Below are 21,250 nucleotides of genomic sequence, written 5' to 3' on the forward strand. Positions count from 1 at the left end.
CCACAGTTATCGATGCATTTCAGACTTCTCCCCATCATGGCAAAATCGTTTTTCAGTCGGCAGGATGCGGTGGAGGCAAGGGTGCTGACATGATCCGGTTTGAGCAGGTTGGACTGCGCTATGAACCATTGCGTGGGGCAACGGGCAGCACGATTCTGCGTGATACTGATCAGCCCGGTCTTGCTGAGCCGGGGGAAGTGCTGCGTGATGTTTCCCTGACAGTGCCCGATGGTAGCTTCCGCTGGCTGCTCGGTCCTTCCGGTGCGGGGAAAAGCAGTCTGCTGCGGTTGATGTACGCGGCGATCCGTCCGACCCGTGGCCGCATTATGTTGCTGGGGGCTGATCTGGCTGTGACACCGCGGGCGGCATTGCCTGTCCTGCGTCGGCGGATCGGGGTGGTGTTTCAGGATTTTCGCCTTTTGCCGCATCTGAACGCGTTCGACAATGTCGCCTTGCCCTTGCGGATTGCGGGCCGCCCGGAGGGCCAGATCAGGGCCGATGTGGCGGAGTTGCTGCGCTGGGTCGGTCTGGCCCGCAAGATGAACGCCCGCCCTGCTGAGTTATCGGGTGGCGAGCAGCAGCGTGTAGCCATTGCAAGGGCTGTGATTGGACGTCCCGCCTTGATTCTGGCGGATGAGCCGACCGGCAATCTGGATGAAGCTCAGGCGGAACGGCTGATGCAGCTTCTGAAGGAGTTGAACCGGTTGGGAACGACGATCGTGGTGGCGACGCATAATGACGGGCTGGTGGCCCGTCATCCCGCACCCGCCTTGCGTCTGGCCCATGGCCATGTGTTGGCTGAGGATACCGGATGGACGCAGGGTATGATCGGGCGGGAATCCGGCTTTTCCTACGGTCTCGCAGCACCGGATGAGGAAGTAGCCTACCCTCATGCTTCGGTTGCTCCGGCCGGGCTGCATGGGTCTGCACCGCTGCAACCGGTAAGAAACGGCGCGGCTGTCGAGCGCTCCTTCAGAAACAGGCCAGCCGGGAGCCGTTTTCTCTGATGCGTTATGATGCCCGCCGCCCATGAGCACCCGTCAGGAAAGACAACGCCGTCGGGCAGAGGAACGCCGCACCCGCCGGCTGCGCCCGATGCGTTTCGACGATCTGGGGCTGCGTCGTGCCCTGTCGGACCGGCTGCTGCCTTTGCTGGTGGCAGCCATGGCGTTTCTGGCGGCTCTGGCATTCGCAGGCTATGTTGCGGCTGATGCTTTGGGTCGCCATTGGCAGGAAGGCGCTGCGGCCTCCATGACCGTGCAGGTGCCACGGCCGACAGCCAGTGCCGATGATAAAGCTACGCCGGAGGCTGGAAGGAATCAGGCGGATACGCGGCGTGATGCCGTGCTGGCCGTGCTGCGTGCCACGCGGGGTATCGCTTCGGCCGAGCCGATGTCGGATCAGGAACTGACCATGCTCCTGCGTCCCTGGCTCGGCTCGGATGCCGAAACATTATCCCTGCCGCTCCCGGCTGTAATCCGTGTGCGTCAGAATGCGGCCGGAAGTCCGGGGGGTGGCCAGGGGGGTGGTGCGACGCTGGATATGACTGCGCTGGCGGCGGCGCTGGAGCGGGTTGCCCCTGGCACCGCTGTGGAAAGCCACGGTGTCTGGCTGGGCCGTCTGACCGCGCTGGCACACAGTCTTCAGCTCTGCGCTGGTCTGGTCTTGATCGTCGTGACACTGGTTGCGGTCTGTGTCATTGCGGTGGCGACACGGGCGGGGCTGATGGCCCGACGGGAGGCAATTGAAATCGTGCATGGGCTGGGTGCTACGGATGGTTATATCGCACGGCGTTTTGCGGGGCGTACCACAGCCCTGGCCGCTGCCGGGGGATTGGCAGGCGGGGTGCTGGCTCTGCCGGTGTTGATCTTCATGGGGCGGCTGACAGCGCCATTTGGCGGACTGAATGAGGTGGAGCCTGTGCAGGGTGGTTTGGCCGGGATTATCTCCTGGTTGCCTCCGGCGCTTTGGATGACGATACCCTCTATGCCGATGGGGGCTGCCTGTATCGGCTGGCTGACCACCCAGATGACTGTTCGCCGTTGGTTGAGGCGCCTGCCGTAGCGATGGGATATACCGCTTCCCCCCTGTCGAGACGGATGGGCCGGGCCATGGTGAGCGTGCTGAACGGGTTCGGCCTGCTCGGTGGTTTTGCTCTGCTGGTCCTGTCCGGCGGATTTTTATGGTTTGCATGGCAAAGCCAGCATGTTCTCCGGGCACCATCCCATGCGGATGGTATCGTGGTTCTGACCGGCGGGGCGGAGCGTGTTGCGACCGGATTGAAGTTGCTCGCGGCTGGGCGAGGCAGCGTATTGTTGATTTCAGGCGTGGCCAAGGGTGCCTCGCTGGGCACGCTCGCCCGTGTGGCGGGAATTGATCCGACCCCTTTGGAGGGGCGCGTCATGCTGGGATATGAGGCCGCCACCACACGCGGTAATGCGCTGGAAACAGCCGACTGGGCGCATGAGCGACACCTGAGAAGCGTCATCGTCGTCACGGCGGGGTATCATATGCCCCGCGCATTGGCCGAGCTGCGGCGCGCCATGCCCGATGTGATACTATATCCGGAGACAGTGCACCCGGATCAGGGGGGCAGTCTGCTCAATATTTTGAAACTGCTGTCGTCTGAATATTTGAAATGGTTGGGTGCAGAGCTGCATCTGTCCAGCCTGACGCCGGTCCGTGAAACGTGATGAGCTGACAGGATCTGCAAGGGAATGATTTTTCTTCGTTCACTGCTGTTTAACGCAGTGTTTTTTGCCGTCACGCTGGTGCTGAGTCTGTATGGATTTGTGCTGCGCTTTGTCGCCCCGCATCGTTTGATCGACGATGCCCGTCTATGGTCGCGTATCATGATCGCGTCGGCCCGGTTGATCTGCGGTATTCATGTCCGTGTGCGCGGTCTGGAGAACCTGCCGCCCGGGCAGCCGGTGCTGATCGCTTCCCAGCATCAATCCGCGTTCGATACCATGGTATGGTTCGGGCTTGCCTCCTACCCGGTCTATGTTCTGAAAAAGCAACTGCTGAAAATCCCTGTTTTCGGGCCGTTGCTGCCACTGACGGGGATGATTCCGGTGGATCGGGAGGGGGGCGTGACCTCTTTGCGTAATCTGGTCAGTGCATCGATGGAGGCAGCTTCCTTGAACCGGCAGATTGTGATCTTCCCGGAAGGCACCCGCACGGATCCGGGTGTGGAGGTGCCGCTGCATCCCGGTATTTATGCGGTGGCCTCGAAAACGGGGCTGCCGATCGTGCCGGTTACGACCAATTCCGGCCTTTTCTGGGGACGCCGTGCATTTCGTAAATATCCGGGCACGATCAATGTCGATATTCATCCGCCCCTCTCCCCTGGCAGCCGGGCCGTAACCATGGAGGCTCTCCGCAGCCTGTATCATCGTGCTGGCAATGACATAGCAACATTTGTCCACACCTCGGAAAGGGCTGTGGATAAGTCTGTGGTTTAGTCTGAAGGAATCGTCAGGAAAAAATCGAACTGAATTATATAAGATATTGATTTAAAATAAAAAATTATGTTGATAGACAAGGTCTGACTGATTCGCGGCATGATGGGGATGAATGGTGACGCGACGGCGATCCGGAATCCCCTTAGACTGCTTTGGATGAACGATTTGGTCACCCGTCCAGCAAAACGGAGCCTTACCATGAGACGTCTCTGGTTCCGTCTTGTCCTTCTTGCCGTTGTTCTGGCGGCGGCTGATTATGGGATATGGCAGTGGACCGTGAACCGTCTGGTGGAGCAATCGCTGCTCTGGGTACATCAACGGCCTGATGGGGTGGTGCTGAAATCCCGGGCGGCGGCGTTACCCGGCGGCTGGCCGCTGGCGGCGCGGATTACCCTGCCGGAGCCGGAGCTGTTTGTCGGCGGATATCCTGTCTGGCAGGGACAGGCGCTGGAAGTGGAGGTATCGCCGTGGCATCCCCTGCAACTGCTCATGAGGCCACGGGGACCGCAGGCTGCTTTTCCCGAATCACCCTGGAAGATCATGATGCAACCCGCCAGTGCCAGTGTCACCTTGCCGGTCAGGCTTGCCTGGGATGGGTGGTGGCCGGTTGCACTGGTGCCGGATACGGACCCGTCCATACATACCCTCGATCTTCATGTGACCGCTCAGGATGTGCGTCTGCGGCCCAATGGTTCCGGCTGGACAAGCGCTGATCCCGCCCCGCACCCTGATACGGGACTGCCTGCAGGATACGATATCATCACCATCAGCAGGGTGGAGATGCATCTGCGATTGGATCAGGCTTTGGCCGTGCAGTGCAGTCTTGATGATGCCGTGTTGCCATCTGTCCGCCAGTGGCCGTTCGGAAAAACGGTACAGCATGTAAATGTGGCTGCCAGAATTGATCCATTTCCTTTTTCGAACGTTCAGCCCCAGGAAAAAATCAGAGCGTGGCGCGCTGCGTCCGGTGTGTTCAGAATATTGGATGCCACTCTGACATGGGGCAGCCTGCGTGCGAGTATGGCAGGACAGGGAGGGCTGGATGACTTTCTGCAGCCGGTCATGCAGGGCGTAGTGACGATGGCATCACCCGAGGAGACAATCACATCATTGCGTGATCAGGGCTGGATCGCGTCCGGATTATATATGGCTGCCAAAACCATGCTGGGCCTGTTTGTCCAAGCGACAGATGCTCCGGGGCGTGCGACACAAAGGAACAGTGTCGATCATGCCGATACGGCCCGGAGCCATCCTGCTTATGTTTCCGTGCCTGTCCGGCTGGCCGGCACTGTCTTGATGATCGGACAGGTTCCGGTTCTGAAAATATCACCTCCCCCTTGGGCGGATAGCCAACGGTAGCGGCTTTCGCCCAGCGTTGAAGGACAAACATGATGCCCGGTATGGACGCTATTTTCCTGGCGCGGCTCCAGTTCGCTTTTACGGTCGGCTTCCATATTGTTTTCCCCGCTTTCTCCATCGGGTTGGCCAGTTATCTGGCGGTGCTGGAAGGGCTGTGGCTGAAAACAGGCCGGCCTGTTTATCTGGATCTGTTCCGCTACTGGTCGAAAATCTTTGCCGTCGGTTTCGGCATGGGTGTCGTCTCCGGTCTGGTGATGTCCTATGAATTCGGGACGAACTGGGGTGCTTTCGCGGCCAAGGCGGGTCCCGTCATTGGTCCCCTGATGGGCTACGAAGTGCTCACGGCCTTCTTTCTGGAAGCCGGTTTTCTGGGCATCATGCTGTTCGGCATGGAGAAAGTGGGGCGGAAACTGCATTTCCTCGCCACCTGTCTGGTCGCCCTTGGCACGCTGATCAGTGCCACCTGGATTCTGGCGGTGAATTCATGGATGCAGACCCCTGCCGGCTATACGATCGACGCGGCAACGGGGCGTTTCCTGCCTGCGGACTGGATGGCGGTCATTTTCAACCCCTCCTTTCCTTTCCGTTTTGCCCATATGGTGCTGGCGGCCTTTCTCAGCGTGTCTTTCGTGGTCGGTGGTACCGGGGCCTGGCATCTGCTGCGCGGACGTCGCAATGAGGCCGTGCGGACGATGTTTTCCATGGCGATGTGGATGGCTGCACTGGTCACGCCGCTTCAGGTGCTGGTCGGTGATGCACAGGGTGGGAATACGTTAAAGCACCAGCCGATAAAAATCGCGGCGATGGAAGGATATTGGCGCAATGGTGCTCCGGGGGCCGGTGTGCCGATGGTCCTGTTTGCCCTGCCGGATCAGAAAGCGCAGGAGAACCGGTTCGAGATCGCCATTCCGCATGTCGCCTCTCTGTATCTGAAGCATGACTGGACGGGTACCATTCCGGCCTTGACCGATGTGCCGCCTGAAAACCAGCCGCCTGTGATCGTGGTGTTCTTTGCGTTCCGCATTATGGTCGCGCTGGGTATGCTGATGCTCGCTGTAGGGGTGTGGAGCCTGTATGAGCGCTGGCGCGGGCGGCTGTTCGACACAGTCTGGCTGCATCGCGCGGTGCTGACGCTGGGGCCTGCCGGATTTGTGGCGCTTCTTGCGGGCTGGGTGGTCACGGAAGTCGGGCGGCAGCCTTACACCGTATACGGGCTGTTGCGCACGGCAGAGAGTTCCTCCCCTATCGGCCTGCCCGGTATGGCGATTTCACTGAGCGCGTTCGTGATCGTCTATCTGATCGTCTATGCTGCCGGGATCGGCATTCTGCTGCGTATGATGGGCAGGCCGCCTGAACACGGGGAGACACCGCCCGCGCCCGAGCCGATCCGGGCGGCCGGTATCGTGCCGGGGCCTGCCGGTGCCGTTGATGATCTGCATCGTGATAACCACACCATCCGTCCGGGGAGTGTCGTATGATCACCGAAAACCTTCCCTATATCTGGGGCATGATCATAGCCGTAGCGGTGCTGGCCTATGTGCTGCTGGACGGGTTCGATCTGGGATGCGGCATCCTGTTTCTGGCGGAGCGCGAGGAGGAGGACCGGGATGTGATGGTGAATTCCATTGCGCCGGTCTGGGATGGCAACGAAACCTGGCTGGTCATGGGGGGCGGGGGATTGCTGGCTGTGTTCCCCGTTGCCTATGCAATTCTGTTTTCCGCTTTCTATCCTACCATTATCGCTATGTTGCTGGCGTTGGTGTTTCGCGGCGTCGCGTTCGAGTTCCGTTTCAAGGCCCATACCCTGCGCGGGCGCAGGTGGTGGGACCGGGCTTTCTGCCTCGGCTCACTGGTGGCGGCACTGTGTCAGGGCATGACGCTGGGTGGCATCCTGCAGGGCGTGCACCATAATGGTTTCGCTTATACGGGAGGCTGGTTCGACTGGCTGACCCCTTTCACCGTGTTGTGCGGGGTGGCGGTTGTTGTGGGATACACGCTGCTGGGAGCCTGCTGGCTGATCCTGAAAACCGAGAACGGGCTGCATGTGCGTGCCCGCCATTATGCGAAACCGCTTTTCATTCTTCTTCTGTTACTGATTGCCGCTGTGAGCCTTTGGACTCCGTTGTTGAACGAAACCTATCGGCTACGCTGGTTCTCCTGGCCCGGCATTGTTCTGACGGCCCCTGTTCCATTGCTGGTGGCGGCGATGGCACTGGGATTCTGGCGGTCCTTGCAACATAAACGGCATGCTGCCCCGTTGCTCTATGCGATGGGGATGTTTTTGCTGTGCTATGTCGGGCTGGGGATCAGCCTGTTTCCCAATATCGTTCCACCAGCCCATGGTACGACACCGCTTTCGCTGGTTGATGCTGCGGCGCCTGCGGCCAGCCAGATGTTCCTGCTGGTCGGGGCGGTTGTGCTGATTCCGATGGTGCTGGGCTATAACGCCTATTCCTACTGGATTTTCCGAGGGAAAGTCCGGCACGGTGAGGGCTACCACTGATGCGGAGCAGCCTGCGCCGACTGGCCTGGTTCGCCGGCTTGTGGGTGGCTGGCGTAGTGGCCGTGGGAGGGGTGGCGGAGCTTCTGCACTGGGTGATCCGCCACACCATGACGGGCTAGAATGGCAAAAGGGGCACGGCCATGGTGCCCCTTTCTGCTGTCGTCAGGCCTGATTGATTTCGATCAGATTGCGCCGGATACGGCGGCCACGTTCGATTTTATCGACGATGTAATCCTCATCGCCCCAGCGCACAGCACGTGCCATGGCCTGAGCATCTTCCGTAAAGCGGGCCAGCATCTCCAGCAGGGCGTCCCGGTTATTGAGGAAAATATCCCGCCACATGGTCGGGTCCGAAGCCGCGATCCGGGTGAAATCCCGGAACCCGGAAGCCGCGAATTTCAAAACCTGCTGGCGGCTTTCATCAGCCAGATCGTCGGCGGTGCCGCAGATAGTGAAGGCGATCAGATGCGGCAGATGGCTGACGATGGCCAGCACGCGGTCATGATGGGCTGGCTCCATGATCTCGACCTGCGCCCCACAGCCACGCCAGAGGGCGGAGACCGCTTCGATGGCTTCTTCAGCAGTATCGGGGGGAGGGGTCAGCAAGGTCCAGCGATCCCGGAACAGGGTGGAAAAACCTGATTCCGGGCCGGAATATTCGGTGCCCGCCAGCGGATGGCCGGGCACGAAATGCACATGGGGGGGCAGCAGGGGGCCGACATCCCGGATCACGGATTGCTTGGTGGAGCCGACATCGGTCAGGATGCAACCCGGTGCCAGATGAGGGGCGATTTTTTCAGCCATATCGGCAAAGGCGCCGACCGGGACGCAGAGAATCACGGCATCTGCATTCTGCACAGCCTGTGCCGGATCGGCCTCGCAGTGATCGGCAATTCCCAGTCGGGCAACACGTTCCAGGATATCGGCCCGGTCACAGGCAACGATTTCATCGGCCAGCCGGTTTTCCCGCACCGCCCGGGCCAGAGAACTGCCGATAAGGCCCAGACCGATCAGGGTCAGACGGCGAAAGACCGGAGCGGCTTCCGTCATGATGCGGCATCGCTGTCGGCTGGTGCCTGCGCCATGAAAGCCCGCAGGGCTTCGGCTACCAGATCGCATTCCTCGTTTGTGCCGATGGTGATACGCAGATAGGCGGGCAAGCCGTAACTGGCGACGCGGCGTACAATCAGCCCCCGCGTGCGCAGCCAGCGATCGGCAGCGCCCGCGCGTGCTTCGCTGCCGAAATCCGCCAGCAGGAAATTGGTGACGCTCGGCAGGGTGGGAATGCCGATATCGAACAGGGCTGTGGCCAGTTTTGCACGGGCGGCGCTGTTATGGGCGCGGCTGCGTTCGACCCAGCCCGGTTCCTCCAGCGCCCCGATCGCAGCTTCCTGCACGGCGGCGTTGACGGTGAAAGGCCCGCGCACCCTGTTCAACACATCCACGATGGCAGGCGGTGCATAGGCCCAGCCGAGGCGCAGCCCACCCAGCCCGAAAATCTTGCTGAAAGTGCGGGTCATGACGGTATTGTCGCCCGCATCGACCAGCTTCACGCCTGGGTCATAATCGGGATCATCGACATATTCGGCATAGGCCGCATCCAGCACCAGCAGCACATCCGACGGCAGGCTCGCCCGCAGACGTGCGATTTCGGCGGTGGGAAGCATGGTGCCGGTAGGATTGTTTGGATTGGCGATGCAGACCACTTTGGTCCGGGGTGTTATCGCATCCAGCAGCGCATCGACATCGGTGGTCAGGGCCTGCTCCGGCACTTTCACCACTTTGGCCCCGGCATAATGGCCATACATCTCGTACACGCTGAATCCGTGCACGCTCATGATCAGCTCCGAATCCGGATTGCTGTAGGCCATGCAGAGATGCGCGATCATTTCATCTGATCCGACACCGCAGACGATGCGGGCCGGATCGAGACCGAAATAACGCCCGATGGCTTCCCGTAACGCGTGGGAGCCGCCATCAGGATAACGGTGCAGGCTGGACACGGCCTTCAGATAGGCCTGCTGTGCGGCAGGAGGCGGCCCGAATGCGCCTTCATTCGAGGAGAGTTTGATCACCTGCTCGACGCCGGGCAGCTTTGATTCACCGCCGATATAGGGGTGAATGGCCTCGATACCGGGATTGGGACGGGGATTGCTCATGCTGCGTTTCCTGCCTGTGAGGAACGGACAGGAACCGCATAGCATCCCAGCACGACAGGTGGACGCAGAAGGGGGGTCAGGGCTGCCAGCCGGGGATCGGAATCCTCAACAAATCCGGCGACATCCGCCAGCACATGGGCGTCATCCGCCCCCGGTATGCGACGCAGGATCGTATTGCCGACTGAAAAACCGGCATTAATCAGCATTTGTGTCAGCCTTGCCCGGCTGATGTCGGAAGCGATTTCAAGACCCAGCAAAGCGCGGTCATCGCCGGACGGATCGGGTGCGATGGCTGCCACCGCCATGGCATCGGTACGGGGGGCGCCTTCGGGCCGGGTGCTCCAGACTGGCAGGCGGGCGACGATATGGATGCGGGGGGCATCGTGGTGCAACAGGGCGGTCCACCATGCGGCGCGGGGCGATTCGTCATCGACCGGGGCCGGGACTACCGCCACCATGGTCTGTCCGCTGCTGACATCGGCAATGGCCTGGGCCGGGCTGCCATAGATGCGCAATGGTGTCAGGGCTCCGAAATGCTCCCGTGCGATCTGGGTCATGGCGGCGGAGCCGTCATCGCTGTCGCAGACCGAGATGGTAAAATTGCGCTGCATGCTGTTCGATCCGGCGAATAGCTCCCGCCAGATACGGATAATGGTCTGTTCCGGGAACTGGCCCCGATGGCGTCCGAGCAGACGGCGAATGATCGCTGCTTCCCGTCCCGGTCGGATCGAGACACCGCTCTTTGTTGTGGCAATGGAACGGACTGTTTCCGCCCGCTGGATCAGCAGATCGTGCAGGGCATCGTCGATCATATCCAGTTTTGCGCGCAGCATGCCGAGCGCTGCTTCGGCCCCGTCGGTGGAAGCGGGAGACGATGCATCCGGTGCAGACAGAACAGGCGAGGCAAGACCAGACAGAATGGGGCGCATGACGATATCGGGCCAATATTCGGGCGCCTGCTGTGCAGGGGCCAAATCCTTATGAAGATCGACCTGATAGCCGAAGCATGCCTCGCTGCAAAGCATCGCAGTATCAGCCATGGTGGTTGAGCATGGGCAGGGTGGTTGCACGACGGGCATGAGAGGGCATAGTCACCCTTTTCCGGGATCTGCCCCCGGAGTCATGACCGGTGAAGCGATCTGTGAATACAGCGCCACAAAAAGATGTTTTCGTCTTTCGGGATGGCCTGCCGCTGGATAATGGCGGCAGCCTGGACGGGATTCGCATTGCCTATCGTACCTATGGCGCGCTGAATGCAGAGGCCAGCAACGCGATTCTGGTGTGCCATGCGTTGACGGGTGATCAATATGTGGCTGATCCCAATCCCGTCACTGGCAAGCCTGGATGGTGGTACGGTGTAGTAGGACCGGGCTGCCCGATTGATACCAACCGTTATTTCGTCATCTGCTCCAACGTGATTGGCGGTTGTATGGGCAGCACCGGGCCGCGCAGCCCCCGTGATCCGGCCTTGCCGGATGATGCAGCCGGTGTGGAGTTGTGGGGTACCGATTTCCCCAGCCTGACCATCCGGGACATGGTGCGCGCCCAGAAAAAACTGATCGAGCATCTCGGCATTGCGCGCCTGTTTGCGGTGATTGGCGGTTCTTTCGGTGGGATGCAGGCGCTGCAATGGGCGGCGAGCTATCCGGATGCGGTATTCGCGGCGATCCCGATTGCCACGGCGTCTTTCCATTCGGCACAGAACATTGCCTTCAACGAGGTCGGGCGGCAGGCGATTTTCGGTGACCCGAACTGGAACGGGGGGGGCTACTGGCGCACCGGACACATGCCGGAGCGCGGTCTGGCGGTGGCCCGGATGGTGGCCCATATCACCTATCTCAGTGAGCAGGCTCTGGCGCGGAAATTCGGACGGCGGGTACGTCGTGACGGGATGGGGGGGGAGACCGCCGCCAATCTGTTCGGGGAGATGTTCGAGGTCGAAAGCTATCTGCGCTATCAGGGTGGTGCGTTCGTAAAGCGGTTCGATGCCAATTCCTATCTGACCATTACCCGGGCTGCGGATCATTTTGATCTGGCGGAAGAATATGGTGGGGATCTTGCGGCGGCGTTTGCCGGCACGAAAACACGGTTCTGCGTGATCTCCTTCAGTTCCGACTGGCTTTATCCCACGGCCGAGAGCCGCCATATCGCCCGCGCCCTGAACCGGGTGGCGGCGAATGTGAGCTTCGTGGAAGTGACCTCCGACAAGGGACATGATGCGTTTCTGCTGGATGAACCGGATTTCCATCGGGTGCTGAATGGTTTTCTTGAGGGATGTGCCGATCATGCCGGGCTGGCGTTCAATGGCTTTGGCGGTGGCTCCGCATTGCTGCGGGTGGAGGCATCATGAACAACCTGTCCTCTCCGCCCGAGCCTTCGCACGCCATGCGGCATAGCGGGCGGAACATGCGGCTTGATCTGCGTCTGATCGCGGAGATGATCGAGCCGCGCAGCCGTGTGCTGGATATTGGCTGTGGTGACGGTGCCTTGATCGAGCATCTGATGCGCACCCGTGGCTGTGATGCACGCGGGATCGAGATCGACATGGCGGAGGCAACGCGGGCGGTCGCCCATGGCCTTTCGGTGATGCATGGTGATGCCGATGAGGATCTGGCGCATTACCCGGATGATGCGTTTGATTACGTCGTATTGTCCCGCACCCTTCAGGCCGTCGAACGCCCCCGTGAAGTGTTGCGTCAGATGTTGCGCATCGGCAGCCGGGCGCTGGTCAGCTTCCCCAATTTCGGACACTGGCAAGTGCGGCTTCAGCTGCTGGCATTGGGCAGAATGCCGATGACCGGGGCATGGAACCGCGTATGGCATGAGACCCCCAATATCCATCCCTGCACCATCCGCGATTTCTTCGAGTTGTGCGCGCAGGAAGGTTATCAGGTCGAGCAATGGCTGGCGGCGGGGGAGGCCGGTCAGCGTTCTCCGTGGCGGCGCTCGGCAAGGCTTGCCAATCTGTTCGGAGAACAGGGCCTGTTCATGCTGCGCAAGGCATGAAAAAACCCCGGCCTGACAGACCGGGGCTTGAAATGCTGGCCGGGGCAGGAGCGGTCACACCGTATTTGATGAACGACCGACGATGAAGCGGTAGATTGCCAGAATGATGATGGCGCCTACGACCGAGCCGATAAAGCGGGCCCCATCCTCGGGACCATACCAATGCAGGGCGCGGCCGAGCCAGGTGGCAACCAGAGAGCCGCCAATGCCCAGCAGAATGGTGACGATGATACCACCCGGATCACGTCCCGGCATGATCAGCTTGGCCACCGCCCCGACGATCAGGCCGATGAGAATAGTCCATAGAAGTGAAAACATTGCGGTGCGCCTTTGATGCAGGTCTCCAGACCGATCATGACGCATGAACACTGAAAAGGTTCAGCCGGGACGATGCCAGGGCTTTATGATGTCTGAACAGGGGGGGCTGCCCTGTCAGCTTTATGGCCCTTGAGGCGGTAGAAGAACGATCTGCTCAGCATCCGATAGAACCTTTGGGGTGGCCGCATGCAGGATGAGCACGGCGCGCAGGCCGGGGTTGTTATCTTCAAGGCGCAGGACACCACCATGCAGTTGAGCCACTGCCTGCACCAGAGCGAGACCAAGACCTGATCCGGGCGTGCTGCGCGCTGTTTCGCCGCGGAAAAAACGCTCTGTCGCCCGGTTGCGGTCGGCTTCCGGAATACCGGGGCCGTTATCTGCAACCAGTGCAAAAATATCTGCTCCATTACGCCAGCCGCTCAGATGGAGTGTGCCGCCGGTGGGAAGGAATTTGATGGCATTGTCGAGCATATTCGCCAAAGCCTGTTGCAGCAGGCTGCGATCACCGAAAATCGGCAGCGGGTCGGGGCAGTCGAACACGAACAGCAGGTTTTTCTCTTCGGCCAGCGGTTCGTACAGCTCACAGAGATCGGCCAGAATGGGTTGAAGGTCCGTGCTGGCAAAGGCTGATCGTCGCGCGCCGCTTTCAATTTCCGCGATCCGCAACAGGCCCTGAAAAATTGCGGTGACACCATCCAGATCGGCAATGGCGCGCTCGACCGCGGCTGCCAGTTGGGTGTCTTCCTCGCTATGGGTCAGCGCATCTTCCAGACGGGCGCGAACCCGGGCAATGGGGGTGCGCAGATCGTGGGCGATGGCGTTGGAGACCTGCTTCACACCCTCCATAAGACGACCGATCCGGTCCAGCATATCATTGACGGTTTCGGCCAGACGATCAAACTCGTCCCCCCGCCCGGAGAGTTTGACACGGCGGGTCAAGTTCCCGGCCCCGATGGCGGCGGCAACAGAGGAGATATCGGCCAGTGACCGCCGGAACAGTCCCCTGACCACCAAAGCCCCTGCAACGCTCAGGGCGACCACGACCACCATGGCCCAGACCAGAGACCCGGTCAGCAGATCCCGCAGCCGTGCCCGCGCCTGTACATCGCGACCGACCAGAAGATGAAAGCCGCTGGGCAGGTCGAAGCGGCGGATGCGCGCCAGAGATTTGGTTCCAGCCCGCTGGATCGATAATTCGAACCAGGTATTGGTCGTGTTCATCTGGCTTGGCCAATGCGCCAGATTACCCGCGATTCGCCTCTGCTCGGGATCGGTTAGCAGATAGATCGCATCATCATCCAGATTTTCACTGAGACGTTCCTGAATCCCCTGCACAAGGGCAGGCAGTCCACCATCGTTCCAGCGTTCCGCCAGCCCCTGTGCATCGGTGAGAATGGCTGTCTCGGTCTGGCGGTTCAGCAGACCGGCTGTGGTCCACCAGAGAAAAACCGCCAGAGCCAGGGCGCTGATGGCGAACAGCCCCGCATAGAGCATGGCGAAGCGCACGCTGGCGGAGGGCACCAGCGAGAGATTGCGCCGGAAGGCCCGCAGCCACAGACTCCAGCGGCGCAGCAGGGACCGCCGGGGAATGGGGGGCAAATGCCCCCTTTCAGCCATCCGCCCGGAGCATATAGCCGGCGTTGCGCACGGTATGGATCAGGCTGACGGTAAAGGGCTTGTCCACTTTCTGCCGCAGGCGAGAGACATGGACGTCGATCACGTTGGTCTGTGGGTCGAAATGATAATCCCATACGCCTTCCAGCAGCATGGTGCGGGTCACGACCTGATCGGCATGGCGCATCAGGAATTCCAGCAGACGAAACTCCCGTGGCTGAAGGTCTATTTTCTGGCCGCCGCGCTTCACGCCACGGGACAGCAGATCCATTTCCAGATCGGCAACCACCAGCTTGGTGGTCGGGGCGTCGGTCTTGCCGCGTCGGGTCAGTGCTTCCACGCGGGCCAGCAGCTCCGAAAAGGCGAAGGGTTTTGAAAGGTAGTCATCGCCACCCGCTTTCAACCCTTTTACCCTCTCATCCACACCGCTGAGCGCGGAGAGAAACAGAACCGGTGTATTGACATCCTGGCTGCGCAGGGTTTCCAGCAGGCGCAGACCATCGATGCCGCCCGGCAGCATGCGATCCAGCACGATGGCGTCGAAATTCTCGCTGGCGGCCATGAACAGCCCGTCCCGTCCGTTATCCCGGTGCTCTACCGTATGGCCTGCCTCGCGCAGTCCTTTCACGATGAAGCCGGCTACGTCCTTATCGTCTTCAACAAGTAAAATGCGCATTCTTCAGCCTGCGTGTTCTGCCGGTCGGCGACCGACGGTGATCTCGATGTCGACGTCACGTCCCTGACGCTGTACTGTCAGGCGGGCAGTGCTGCCGGGGGGGATGGCGGCAATGGCGCGGATCAGACTGCGGGCGCTCTGCACGGCAGCACCGTTGACAGCCTCTACCAGATCGCCGGCACGAAGCCCACTCCGCGCCGCCGGTCCATTTTTGTCGACACTGGCGATCAGCACGCCTGCCATATCGGTCTGGCTGGAATCCTCAACGGCGACCCCCAGCCAGCCGCGGTCGATATGGCCTTTGCTGCGCAGGATTTCCACCACATGGGCGGCCAACTCGGCAGGGATGGCGAAGCCGATTCCGACCGAGCCGCCAGTAGGGGAGACGATGGCGGTGTTCAGCCCGACCACCTGCCCGGCCATATTGAAAGTCGGGCCGCCGGAATTGCCGGGATTGATGGGCGCATCAAGCTGCAGAAAATCGTCGAACGGGCCTGCCCCGATGTCGCGCCCGCGAGCGGATACGATCCCCGCCGTGACGGACCCGCCCAGCCCGAAAGGATTCCCGGCGGCGAGAATCCAGTCCCCGACCTCCACCACATGGCTGTCGCCCCATGTGACATAGGGCAGCGGGCGGCTGGTATTCACCTTGATGACGGCAATATCGGTCAGATCGTCAATCCCCAGCACGCGGGCCGGAAGTTCCGAACCGTCGGAGAGGGAAACAATGATGCGGTCGGCATGTCCGACCACATGGTTGTTGGTGATGATGATGCCCGATGGATCAAGGATGAAGCCCGATCCCGCCCCCATGACCTGTTCCCTCCGTCCACGCAGTTTGTCGCGAAACTGCTTTTCGAACGGGGTGCCTTTCAGCTCTGGCGGCATCTGCGCCAGTGCTTCCTGTGGCGAGAGCGATTCGGTAACGGCGATATTCACCACGGCCGGCATGATTTTCTTGACCAGCGGGGCAAAGCTGTCCGGTGCCGTGCGAGCCTGACAGGCGCTGGTGGACAGCAGCATTGCCGCCAGTATGACGGTGCAGAAAGCACGGCGGCGATTTGAGCGGCCATTGAGGCGGCTATGAGATAGCCGTGACCGGTCAGGCTTGGAAAACGGCATGCAATCAGAAACCTTAAGAATCTGTCATCCTAAGCGTAACCCACATTCGATCCCCTGGCGTCAAGCCTTCAGCGCCAGGACAAAATTTTTCCTGAAATTTTTATGATCGGTTTTGCCGCTCCCTCTGCAGCGGAGGGGGTGAAATTCAACCTTCTGCCGGATTTTCCGGCCAGCGATGCCGGGGATAGCGCCCGCGCATGTCGCGGCGGACATCGGCCCAGCCTCCCTGCCAGAAACCGGCCAGGTCGGCGGTAATGGCCACCGGCCTGCCGGCGGGTGAGAGCAATGCCAGTCGCAGCGGAATACGTCCACCGGCCAGTTGCGGCGTGTGCTGCAACCCGTAGAAAGCCTGCGCCCGGGCGGAGGCAACCGGTACAGGCTGCAGATAATCCACGCCTGCGCGGGCATTCCCGGCCAGGGCAAGATGGGTGGGCATCTCCTTGTCCAGACGCTGGGCCAGTTGCCATGGCATGACGGCCCGCAGCATGGCGGCTACATCGAGGGAGGCTGGTTTAACGCCTTGTCCCAGCCATCCGCCGAGCCAGTCCGGGGCGGTGGCGGTCAGAGCATCATCGGACCAGTCCGGCCAGTCTTTGTCCGGTTCCAATGTGCGCATCAGCTCTACCCGGGCGCGTAGCTGCCGGGCGGTATCGCTCCAGACCAGAGCGGCGAAGGCGGCCTGTGCCATAGCGTCGGAGGCACCGGGATGGGCGGCAGGATCGGCTTTCTCCAGACGATCTTCCAGCACCAGCGCGCCCAGACGCAGCTTGCGGCGGATATAGACCGTGCCGCTGGTGGAATCATGCATCGTTTCGGTCGTTTCATGGGCAAGGTCGCGCAGGGTTTCGACCTCGACCGGCACGGCCAGCCGGATACGCGGTGCTGTTTTCACTTCCAGCGAGGCGACAGCGAGTAATCGGCATCGGGCAAGGGGATCATTCACGGCTATTTTTGCTCCGCCTCCGCCGGAGAAACGGAAGCTGCCTGCCTCTCCCCGTGCCTGTGCGACCCGGTCCGGGAAAGCGGCTACAATCAGCCTGGCCACGGCATCAGGCCCTGCCTCGCTGGCTTCCGCCGGAGCGGGGCTGGCGATAGCGGGGCTGGCGGTTTTCAGACGGCGGCGATACTGGGCCGCCGTCTGGCGGATACGGGCCAGCGCTCCGCGATCGGCCGCAGGATCCTCATGGCGCAGGGCCTCCAGCCGCAGCATGAGGTCGGCGGGGGCATCCGGGTTGCGGAACGGGTCCCGTTCCTCCAGCAAGGCGGCAATATCGGCGGCCAGCAGGCGCTCTGGAAGGGTGCGGGCAGCCAGCATCATGGCAGCCAGCCTGGGATGAGCGCCGATCCGGGCCATCTGCCGACCCGCTTCCGTGATGCGGCCTTCAGGATCGAGGGCACCGAGATCACCCAACAGCGACCGTGCCGCCGCCACCGCGCCATCAGGGGGAGCATCCGGAAACGGCAGGTCGGAGGGTGATGCGCCCCAGCCCGCGCAATCCAGCACCAGCCCGGACAGTTCGGCCTCCAGAATTTCAGGCCGGTCGAAGGGTGCCATGCCCCGCTCCATAGCCTGACTCCAGAGCCGGATCGCGATACCCGGCGCTTCACGACCGGCGCGTCCCGATCGCTGGGCGGCGGCGGCACGGCTGATGCGCAGGGTTGCCAGCCGGGTCAGACCGGTCGAAGTGTCGAGACGCGGCGCACGACGCCAGCCGCTATCCACCACGATCCGTACACCCGGAACAGTGAGGGAGGTTTCGGCAATCGAGGTCGCCAGCACAACGCGCCGTCCCCCATTTTCCAGTGGACGAAGGGCGCGATCCTGCTCGGCAGGTGGCAGATCGCCATGCAGCGGCAGCACGGTGGCGCCACACCCATCCAGCATGGATTGCACGCGGCGGATTTCTCCCATCCCGGGCAGGAAGGCCAGCAGATCACCCTGATGATCGGACAGAGCCACCCTGACCGCGCGCGCCGTGGCCTCGGGGATGTCGCGCAAATGGGTCAGGTCGCGCGCGCTATGGGTGATGCCGACCGGATGGGCCTGTCCGGCGCTTTCGACGATGCCGGCCTGCATCAGGGTCGAAAGGCGTGCACCATCCGCGGTGGCCGACATAGCCAGCAGCCGCAATTCGGGCCGCAAGGCGCGTTGCAGGTCCAGACAGAAGGCGAGGGCGATATCCGCATCCAGACTGCGTTCGTGGATTTCGTCGAGGATGACCAGATCCACCCCCTCCAGCCCCGGATCGGATTGCAGACGGCGGACCAGCAGCCCTTCCGTTATCACCTCGATCCTTGTGGCATCGGAGACGGCGCTGTCGGTCCGTGTGCGGTAGCCGACCAACTCTCCCGGTTTCTGCCCGATCAGTGACGCCATGCGTGCAGCAGCGGCGCGGGCGGCCAGACGACGTGGCTCCAGCATCACGATGCGTTGGAAAGGCCCTTCCTCGCCGAGCAGAAACAGCGGAACGGTCGTGGTCTTGCCCGCACCCGGCGGTGCGACCAGAACCGCGTTGCCCCGGATCAGGGTTTCGCGCAACGCGGGCAGGACATGTTTGACCGGAAGATCGGAGACGCTCATGGTCCGCCCCATATCACGGCGTGCCGGGAAACAAAGCCCCGGTCGCATCATGAAAACATGTTATCCGGGCCTGATCATGCGCTTTCTTCTGTCTGTGCTGGGTGTCTGTCTGTCGCTGCTTTATGGGAGTTCTCCGGCTTATGCGCTGGAAAGCGCGCCGGTCAGCAGTCCTCATGCGACGGTGACGCTGATGAGCGATGCGGACAGCTACACGTCCGGTCATCCATTTCGGCTCGGGCTGCAATTCAGGATGGCTCCCGGCTGGCATATTTATGGCAAGGATCCCGGCGATTCGGGACTGCCGCCGGAACTGACCTTTACCCTGCCATCCGGCGTCACGGCCGGGCCTGTCGACTGGCCGCCGACCATGCAGTTGAAAGAAGGCCCTCTCAGGGTCAATGCTTATCAGGGAACGGTCGTGCTGCCGGTCACGATTGATCCGCACGGAGCGCGTGGCCCGATCGAGATTGATCTTCAGGCCAACTGGCTGATCTGTCAGACCATCTGTGTGCCGGAAGAGGGCCATTTTCACCTGACTTTACTGGAAGGCCAGGGAGGGGAAGGTTCTTCTGCCAGTCCCCTTTCCGGACAGGTATCTCAGCCGCAGCCCAGTGATACATCTTCCCTGCCGATGGTGCTGTTGTTTGCGGTACTGGGTGGGCTGATCCTCAATCTGATGCCCTGTGTCTTTCCGGTGCTGGCCATGAAAGCGCTGGCTCTGGCCCGCCTTGGCAGCGGTGAGAGAGCGGCCGTACGCAGCCATGCTGTGGCTTATACGGCGGGTGTTCTGCTGGCTTTTCTGGCGCTGGGGATGATGGCGATCGGCCTGCGCCATGCCGGGGCGGCGGTGGGGTGGGGGTTCCAGTTCGCCTCACCGGTTTTCGTGACAGGGATGGCGTGGCTGCTGATGGCGGTGGGGCTGAATCTGTCCGGGGTTTATCAGATTGGCGCACGGATGGTCGGCACAGGTCATACACTGAGCAGCCGGGATGGCCTGTCCGGGAGCTTCTTCACGGGCCTGTTGGCGGTTGTGGTGGCCACGCCCTGCACGGCTCCGTTCATGGGGTTGGCTCTGGCCGTGGCATTGAACGCGCCGGCTGTGACCATGCTGACGATCCTGCTGGCCATGGGGCTGGGGCTGGCCCTGCCTTACCTGCTGGTGGCGATTTTTCCGCAGCTGGTTGCCGCCATGCCGAAGCCCGGTCGCTGGATGGAGGTTTTGAAGCAGGCGCTGGCTTTTCCGGTCTATGCCTCGGTCTGCTGGCTGGTCTGGGTGATCGCGCAGGAAGCTGGGGCCAACGGGGTGCTGATTGTGGGGGAAGGGCTGACCGCCATCGCTTTTGCCGCCTGGGTCTGGGGAGTCGCACAATTCGGGAGTGGCGTGCGCAGCCTGGTCGGACGTGGGCTGGCGATATTGGCGATTGGAATCAGCCTGCTTCTGTTACAACGCCTGCATCAGGCGTCCGGATTGGCTGTAGCCGATGTGGCCGGCACCACGATGGCAGAGCGGCAGGGGGCCGAGCCTTTTTCAAGGGCGCGTCTGGATGCATTACGGGCGGAAGGGAGGCCGGTTTTCGTCAACCTGACCGCCGCATGGTGCGTTACTTGCCTGGTGAATGAGCAGGTTGCTCTCAGTAATCATACAGTCAAGGAAGCGTTCCGGAATGGCGGCGTCGCCTATCTGCTGGGTGACTGGACCCGTCAGGACCGTAAATTGACGGCGTTTCTGCGCGACCATGGACGGGATGGTGTGCCGCTTTATCTGTTCTATCCGGCGGGTGGCGGTGATCCCGTAACCCTTCCGCAGCTTCTGACGCCGGAAATCGTCATCAACGCCGTCAGGGCGCGGTAACGTTTTCCGGCGCTGAGCCGAAGATCAGGCTTCCACCTGCTCCACCGCCAGAACTTCCGGCACGTAATGCCGCAGCATATTCTCGATCCCGTGCTTGAGAGTCGCGCGGGAGGAAGGGCATCCGCTGCATGCACCCTGCATATGCAGCAGCACAACGCCGTCGCGATAGCCGCGGAATACGATGTCTCCGCCATCTCCGGCGACGGCCGGGCGGACCCGGGTATCCAGCAATTCCTTGATCTGATCGACGATTTCGCGATCTTCCGGGCGGATATCCTCCTCCAGCACGTCGGAGGGGGTATCATTCAGCACCGGACGGCCTGTGACGAAATGATCCATCAGCGCGGCCAGGACCTGCGGCTTCAGTTCCGGCCATTCGACATCGGAGGATTTGGTCACGGTGACGAAATCCGCGCCGAGAAAAACGCGTGCAATGCCCGGCAGTTCGAACAACGCCAGCGCGAGCGGGCTGCGCTGGGCGGTGGCAGCAGAGGCAAAATCCGCCGTTCCACCCGGCATGACATCCCGGCCGGGCAGGAATTTCAGGGTGGCGGGATTGGGCGTGCCCTCGGTTTCGATGAACATGCAGATCTCCG

General features: G+C 61.6%; 19 protein-coding genes. 10 read left to right on the forward strand and 9 right to left on the reverse strand.

Annotated features, from left to right (window positions below; genetic code table 11):
• Positions 1-89 precede the first annotated feature (89 nt).
• The 7 genes from GBCGDNIH1_RS13025 (at position 90) to cydB (ending at position 7,326) form a co-directional block, all read left to right on the forward strand.
• The gene (locus tag GBCGDNIH1_RS13025) at positions 90-1,007 is read left to right on the forward strand and encodes a cell division ATP-binding protein FtsE (RefSeq protein ID WP_011630839.1); all 918 of its coding nucleotides are present in this window, start codon (positions 90-92) and stop codon (positions 1,005-1,007) included.
• A 22-nt stretch (positions 1,008-1,029) separates the two neighbouring features.
• Positions 1,030-2,064, forward strand: coding sequence for a cell division protein FtsX (locus GBCGDNIH1_RS13030; protein ID WP_011630840.1), 1,035 nt, complete (start codon positions 1,030-1,032; stop codon positions 2,062-2,064).
• Positions 2,043-2,693 (forward strand): YdcF family protein, encoded by a 651-nt coding sequence (locus GBCGDNIH1_RS13035; RefSeq protein ID WP_011630841.1) that lies wholly within the window; start codon positions 2,043-2,045, stop codon positions 2,691-2,693. Before GBCGDNIH1_RS13030 ends, GBCGDNIH1_RS13035 begins: the two co-directional genes overlap by 22 nt.
• A gap of 24 nt (positions 2,694-2,717) precedes the next feature.
• Complete coding sequence (locus GBCGDNIH1_RS13040) at positions 2,718-3,464, forward strand: lysophospholipid acyltransferase family protein (RefSeq protein ID WP_011630842.1); 747 nt, start codon at positions 2,718-2,720, stop codon at positions 3,462-3,464.
• A 198-nt stretch (positions 3,465-3,662) separates the two neighbouring features.
• Positions 3,663-4,823, forward strand: coding sequence for a DUF2125 domain-containing protein (locus GBCGDNIH1_RS13045; RefSeq protein WP_043452586.1), 1,161 nt, complete (start codon positions 3,663-3,665; stop codon positions 4,821-4,823).
• A gap of 29 nt (positions 4,824-4,852) precedes the next feature.
• Positions 4,853-6,301 (forward strand): cytochrome ubiquinol oxidase subunit I, encoded by a 1,449-nt coding sequence (locus GBCGDNIH1_RS13050; RefSeq protein ID WP_011630844.1) that lies wholly within the window; start codon positions 4,853-4,855, stop codon positions 6,299-6,301.
• Positions 6,298-7,326: a cytochrome d ubiquinol oxidase subunit II gene (gene cydB, locus GBCGDNIH1_RS13055; protein WP_011630845.1), complete on the forward strand. Its 1,029-nt coding sequence runs from the start codon at positions 6,298-6,300 to the stop codon at positions 7,324-7,326. Before GBCGDNIH1_RS13050 ends, cydB begins: the two co-directional genes overlap by 4 nt.
• Before the next feature lie 162 nt (positions 7,327-7,488).
• Here cydB and GBCGDNIH1_RS13060 read toward each other — a convergent pair whose 3' ends face one another.
• Genes GBCGDNIH1_RS13060 through GBCGDNIH1_RS13070 form a run of 3 tightly spaced genes read right to left on the reverse strand, consistent with a single transcriptional unit; the run spans position 7,489 to position 10,525 of the window.
• Positions 7,489-8,376, reverse strand: a complete 888-nt coding sequence (locus GBCGDNIH1_RS13060; RefSeq protein WP_011630847.1) for a prephenate/arogenate dehydrogenase family protein — start codon at positions 8,374-8,376, stop codon at positions 7,489-7,491.
• Positions 8,373-9,485, reverse strand: coding sequence for a histidinol-phosphate transaminase (gene hisC / locus GBCGDNIH1_RS13065; protein WP_011630848.1), 1,113 nt, complete (start codon positions 9,483-9,485; stop codon positions 8,373-8,375). The genes GBCGDNIH1_RS13060 and hisC overlap by 4 nt, the downstream gene beginning before the upstream one ends.
• Positions 9,482-10,525 carry a chorismate mutase gene (locus tag GBCGDNIH1_RS13070; protein ID WP_050748372.1) on the reverse strand — a complete coding sequence of 348 codons (1,044 nt, stop codon included), beginning with the start codon at positions 10,523-10,525 and terminating at the stop codon, positions 9,482-9,484. The genes hisC and GBCGDNIH1_RS13070 overlap by 4 nt, the downstream gene beginning before the upstream one ends.
• Before the next feature lie 89 nt (positions 10,526-10,614).
• Between GBCGDNIH1_RS13070 and GBCGDNIH1_RS13075 the strand changes: the two genes are divergently transcribed.
• Together GBCGDNIH1_RS13075 and metW are read left to right on the forward strand one after the other, a co-directional pair.
• Positions 10,615-11,835, forward strand: a complete 1,221-nt coding sequence (locus GBCGDNIH1_RS13075) for a homoserine O-acetyltransferase MetX (RefSeq protein ID WP_011630850.1) — start codon at positions 10,615-10,617, stop codon at positions 11,833-11,835.
• Between the two features lie 56 nt (positions 11,836-11,891).
• The gene (gene metW, locus GBCGDNIH1_RS13080; protein WP_025285725.1) at positions 11,892-12,491 is read left to right on the forward strand and encodes a methionine biosynthesis protein MetW; all 600 of its coding nucleotides are present in this window, start codon (positions 11,892-11,894) and stop codon (positions 12,489-12,491) included.
• Between the two features lie 54 nt (positions 12,492-12,545).
• On the opposite strand, the gene GBCGDNIH1_RS13085 is transcribed toward metW, so the two are convergent.
• From GBCGDNIH1_RS13085 to hrpB, 5 genes are all read right to left on the reverse strand, one after another.
• Positions 12,546-12,809 (reverse strand): GlsB/YeaQ/YmgE family stress response membrane protein, encoded by a 264-nt coding sequence (locus GBCGDNIH1_RS13085; RefSeq protein WP_025285726.1) that lies wholly within the window; start codon positions 12,807-12,809, stop codon positions 12,546-12,548.
• Between the two features lie 120 nt (positions 12,810-12,929).
• The gene (locus GBCGDNIH1_RS13090) at positions 12,930-14,408 is read right to left on the reverse strand and encodes a sensor histidine kinase (RefSeq protein ID WP_232449664.1); all 1,479 of its coding nucleotides are present in this window, start codon (positions 14,406-14,408) and stop codon (positions 12,930-12,932) included.
• A 10-nt stretch (positions 14,409-14,418) separates the two neighbouring features.
• Entirely contained in the window at positions 14,419-15,099 is a 681-nt protein-coding gene (locus tag GBCGDNIH1_RS13095; protein ID WP_011630854.1) for a winged helix-turn-helix domain-containing protein, read from the reverse strand.
• 3 nt (positions 15,100-15,102) lie between these two features.
• Positions 15,103-16,122: a trypsin-like peptidase domain-containing protein gene (locus GBCGDNIH1_RS13100; protein ID WP_232449694.1), complete on the reverse strand. Its 1,020-nt coding sequence runs from the start codon at positions 16,120-16,122 to the stop codon at positions 15,103-15,105.
• A 244-nt stretch (positions 16,123-16,366) separates the two neighbouring features.
• Complete coding sequence (hrpB, locus tag GBCGDNIH1_RS13105) at positions 16,367-18,802, reverse strand: ATP-dependent helicase HrpB (RefSeq protein WP_011630856.1); 2,436 nt, start codon at positions 18,800-18,802, stop codon at positions 16,367-16,369.
• Here hrpB and GBCGDNIH1_RS13110 point away from each other — a divergent pair.
• Positions 18,801-20,654 carry a protein-disulfide reductase DsbD family protein gene (locus tag GBCGDNIH1_RS13110; protein WP_011630857.1) on the forward strand — a complete coding sequence of 618 codons (1,854 nt, stop codon included), beginning with the start codon at positions 18,801-18,803 and terminating at the stop codon, positions 20,652-20,654. The two genes, hrpB and GBCGDNIH1_RS13110, sit on opposite strands and share 2 nt — an antisense overlap.
• Before the next feature lie 24 nt (positions 20,655-20,678).
• Here GBCGDNIH1_RS13110 and GBCGDNIH1_RS13115 read toward each other — a convergent pair whose 3' ends face one another.
• Complete coding sequence (locus tag GBCGDNIH1_RS13115) at positions 20,679-21,239, reverse strand: NifU family protein (RefSeq protein ID WP_011630858.1); 561 nt, start codon at positions 21,237-21,239, stop codon at positions 20,679-20,681.
• Positions 21,240-21,250: the final 11 nt, after the last annotated feature.

Origin of the sequence: Granulibacter bethesdensis CGDNIH1 (assembly GCF_000014285.2) — a bacterium.
GTDB classification, from domain to species: Bacteria; Pseudomonadota; Alphaproteobacteria; order Acetobacterales; family Acetobacteraceae; genus Granulibacter; species Granulibacter bethesdensis.

Excerpts from the sequence above, each read along its gene's own strand:
- GBCGDNIH1_RS13025 (WP_011630839.1), top strand. The coding sequence starts at position 90 with ATGATCCGGTTTGAGCAGGTTGGACTGCGCTATGAACCATTGCGTGGG.
- GBCGDNIH1_RS13030 (WP_011630840.1), top strand. The coding sequence starts at position 1,030 with ATGAGCACCCGTCAGGAAAGACAACGCCGTCGGGCAGAGGAACGCCGC.
- GBCGDNIH1_RS13040 (WP_011630842.1), top strand. The coding sequence starts at position 2,718 with ATGATTTTTCTTCGTTCACTGCTGTTTAACGCAGTGTTTTTTGCCGTC.
- GBCGDNIH1_RS13045 (WP_043452586.1), top strand. The coding sequence starts at position 3,663 with ATGAGACGTCTCTGGTTCCGTCTTGTCCTTCTTGCCGTTGTTCTGGCG.
- GBCGDNIH1_RS13050 (WP_011630844.1), top strand. The coding sequence starts at position 4,853 with ATGATGCCCGGTATGGACGCTATTTTCCTGGCGCGGCTCCAGTTCGCT.
- cydB (WP_011630845.1), top strand. The coding sequence starts at position 6,298 with ATGATCACCGAAAACCTTCCCTATATCTGGGGCATGATCATAGCCGTA.
- GBCGDNIH1_RS13060 (WP_011630847.1), bottom strand. The coding sequence starts at position 8,376 with ATGACGGAAGCCGCTCCGGTCTTTCGCCGTCTGACCCTGATCGGTCTG.
- hisC (WP_011630848.1), bottom strand. The coding sequence starts at position 9,485 with ATGAGCAATCCCCGTCCCAATCCCGGTATCGAGGCCATTCACCCCTAT.
- GBCGDNIH1_RS13070 (WP_050748372.1), bottom strand. The coding sequence starts at position 10,525 with ATGGCTGATACTGCGATGCTTTGCAGCGAGGCATGCTTCGGCTATCAG.
- metW (WP_025285725.1), top strand. The coding sequence starts at position 11,892 with ATGCGGCTTGATCTGCGTCTGATCGCGGAGATGATCGAGCCGCGCAGC.
- GBCGDNIH1_RS13085 (WP_025285726.1), bottom strand. The coding sequence starts at position 12,809 with ATGTTTTCACTTCTATGGACTATTCTCATCGGCCTGATCGTCGGGGCG.
- GBCGDNIH1_RS13095 (WP_011630854.1), bottom strand. The coding sequence starts at position 15,099 with ATGCGCATTTTACTTGTTGAAGACGATAAGGACGTAGCCGGCTTCATC.
- GBCGDNIH1_RS13100 (WP_232449694.1), bottom strand. The coding sequence starts at position 16,122 with ATGCTGCTGTCCACCAGCGCCTGTCAGGCTCGCACGGCACCGGACAGC.
- GBCGDNIH1_RS13110 (WP_011630857.1), top strand. The coding sequence starts at position 18,801 with ATGGTCCGCCCCATATCACGGCGTGCCGGGAAACAAAGCCCCGGTCGC.
- hrpB (WP_011630856.1), bottom strand. The coding sequence starts at position 18,802 with ATGAGCGTCTCCGATCTTCCGGTCAAACATGTCCTGCCCGCGTTGCGC.
- GBCGDNIH1_RS13115 (WP_011630858.1), bottom strand. The coding sequence starts at position 21,239 with ATGTTCATCGAAACCGAGGGCACGCCCAATCCCGCCACCCTGAAATTC.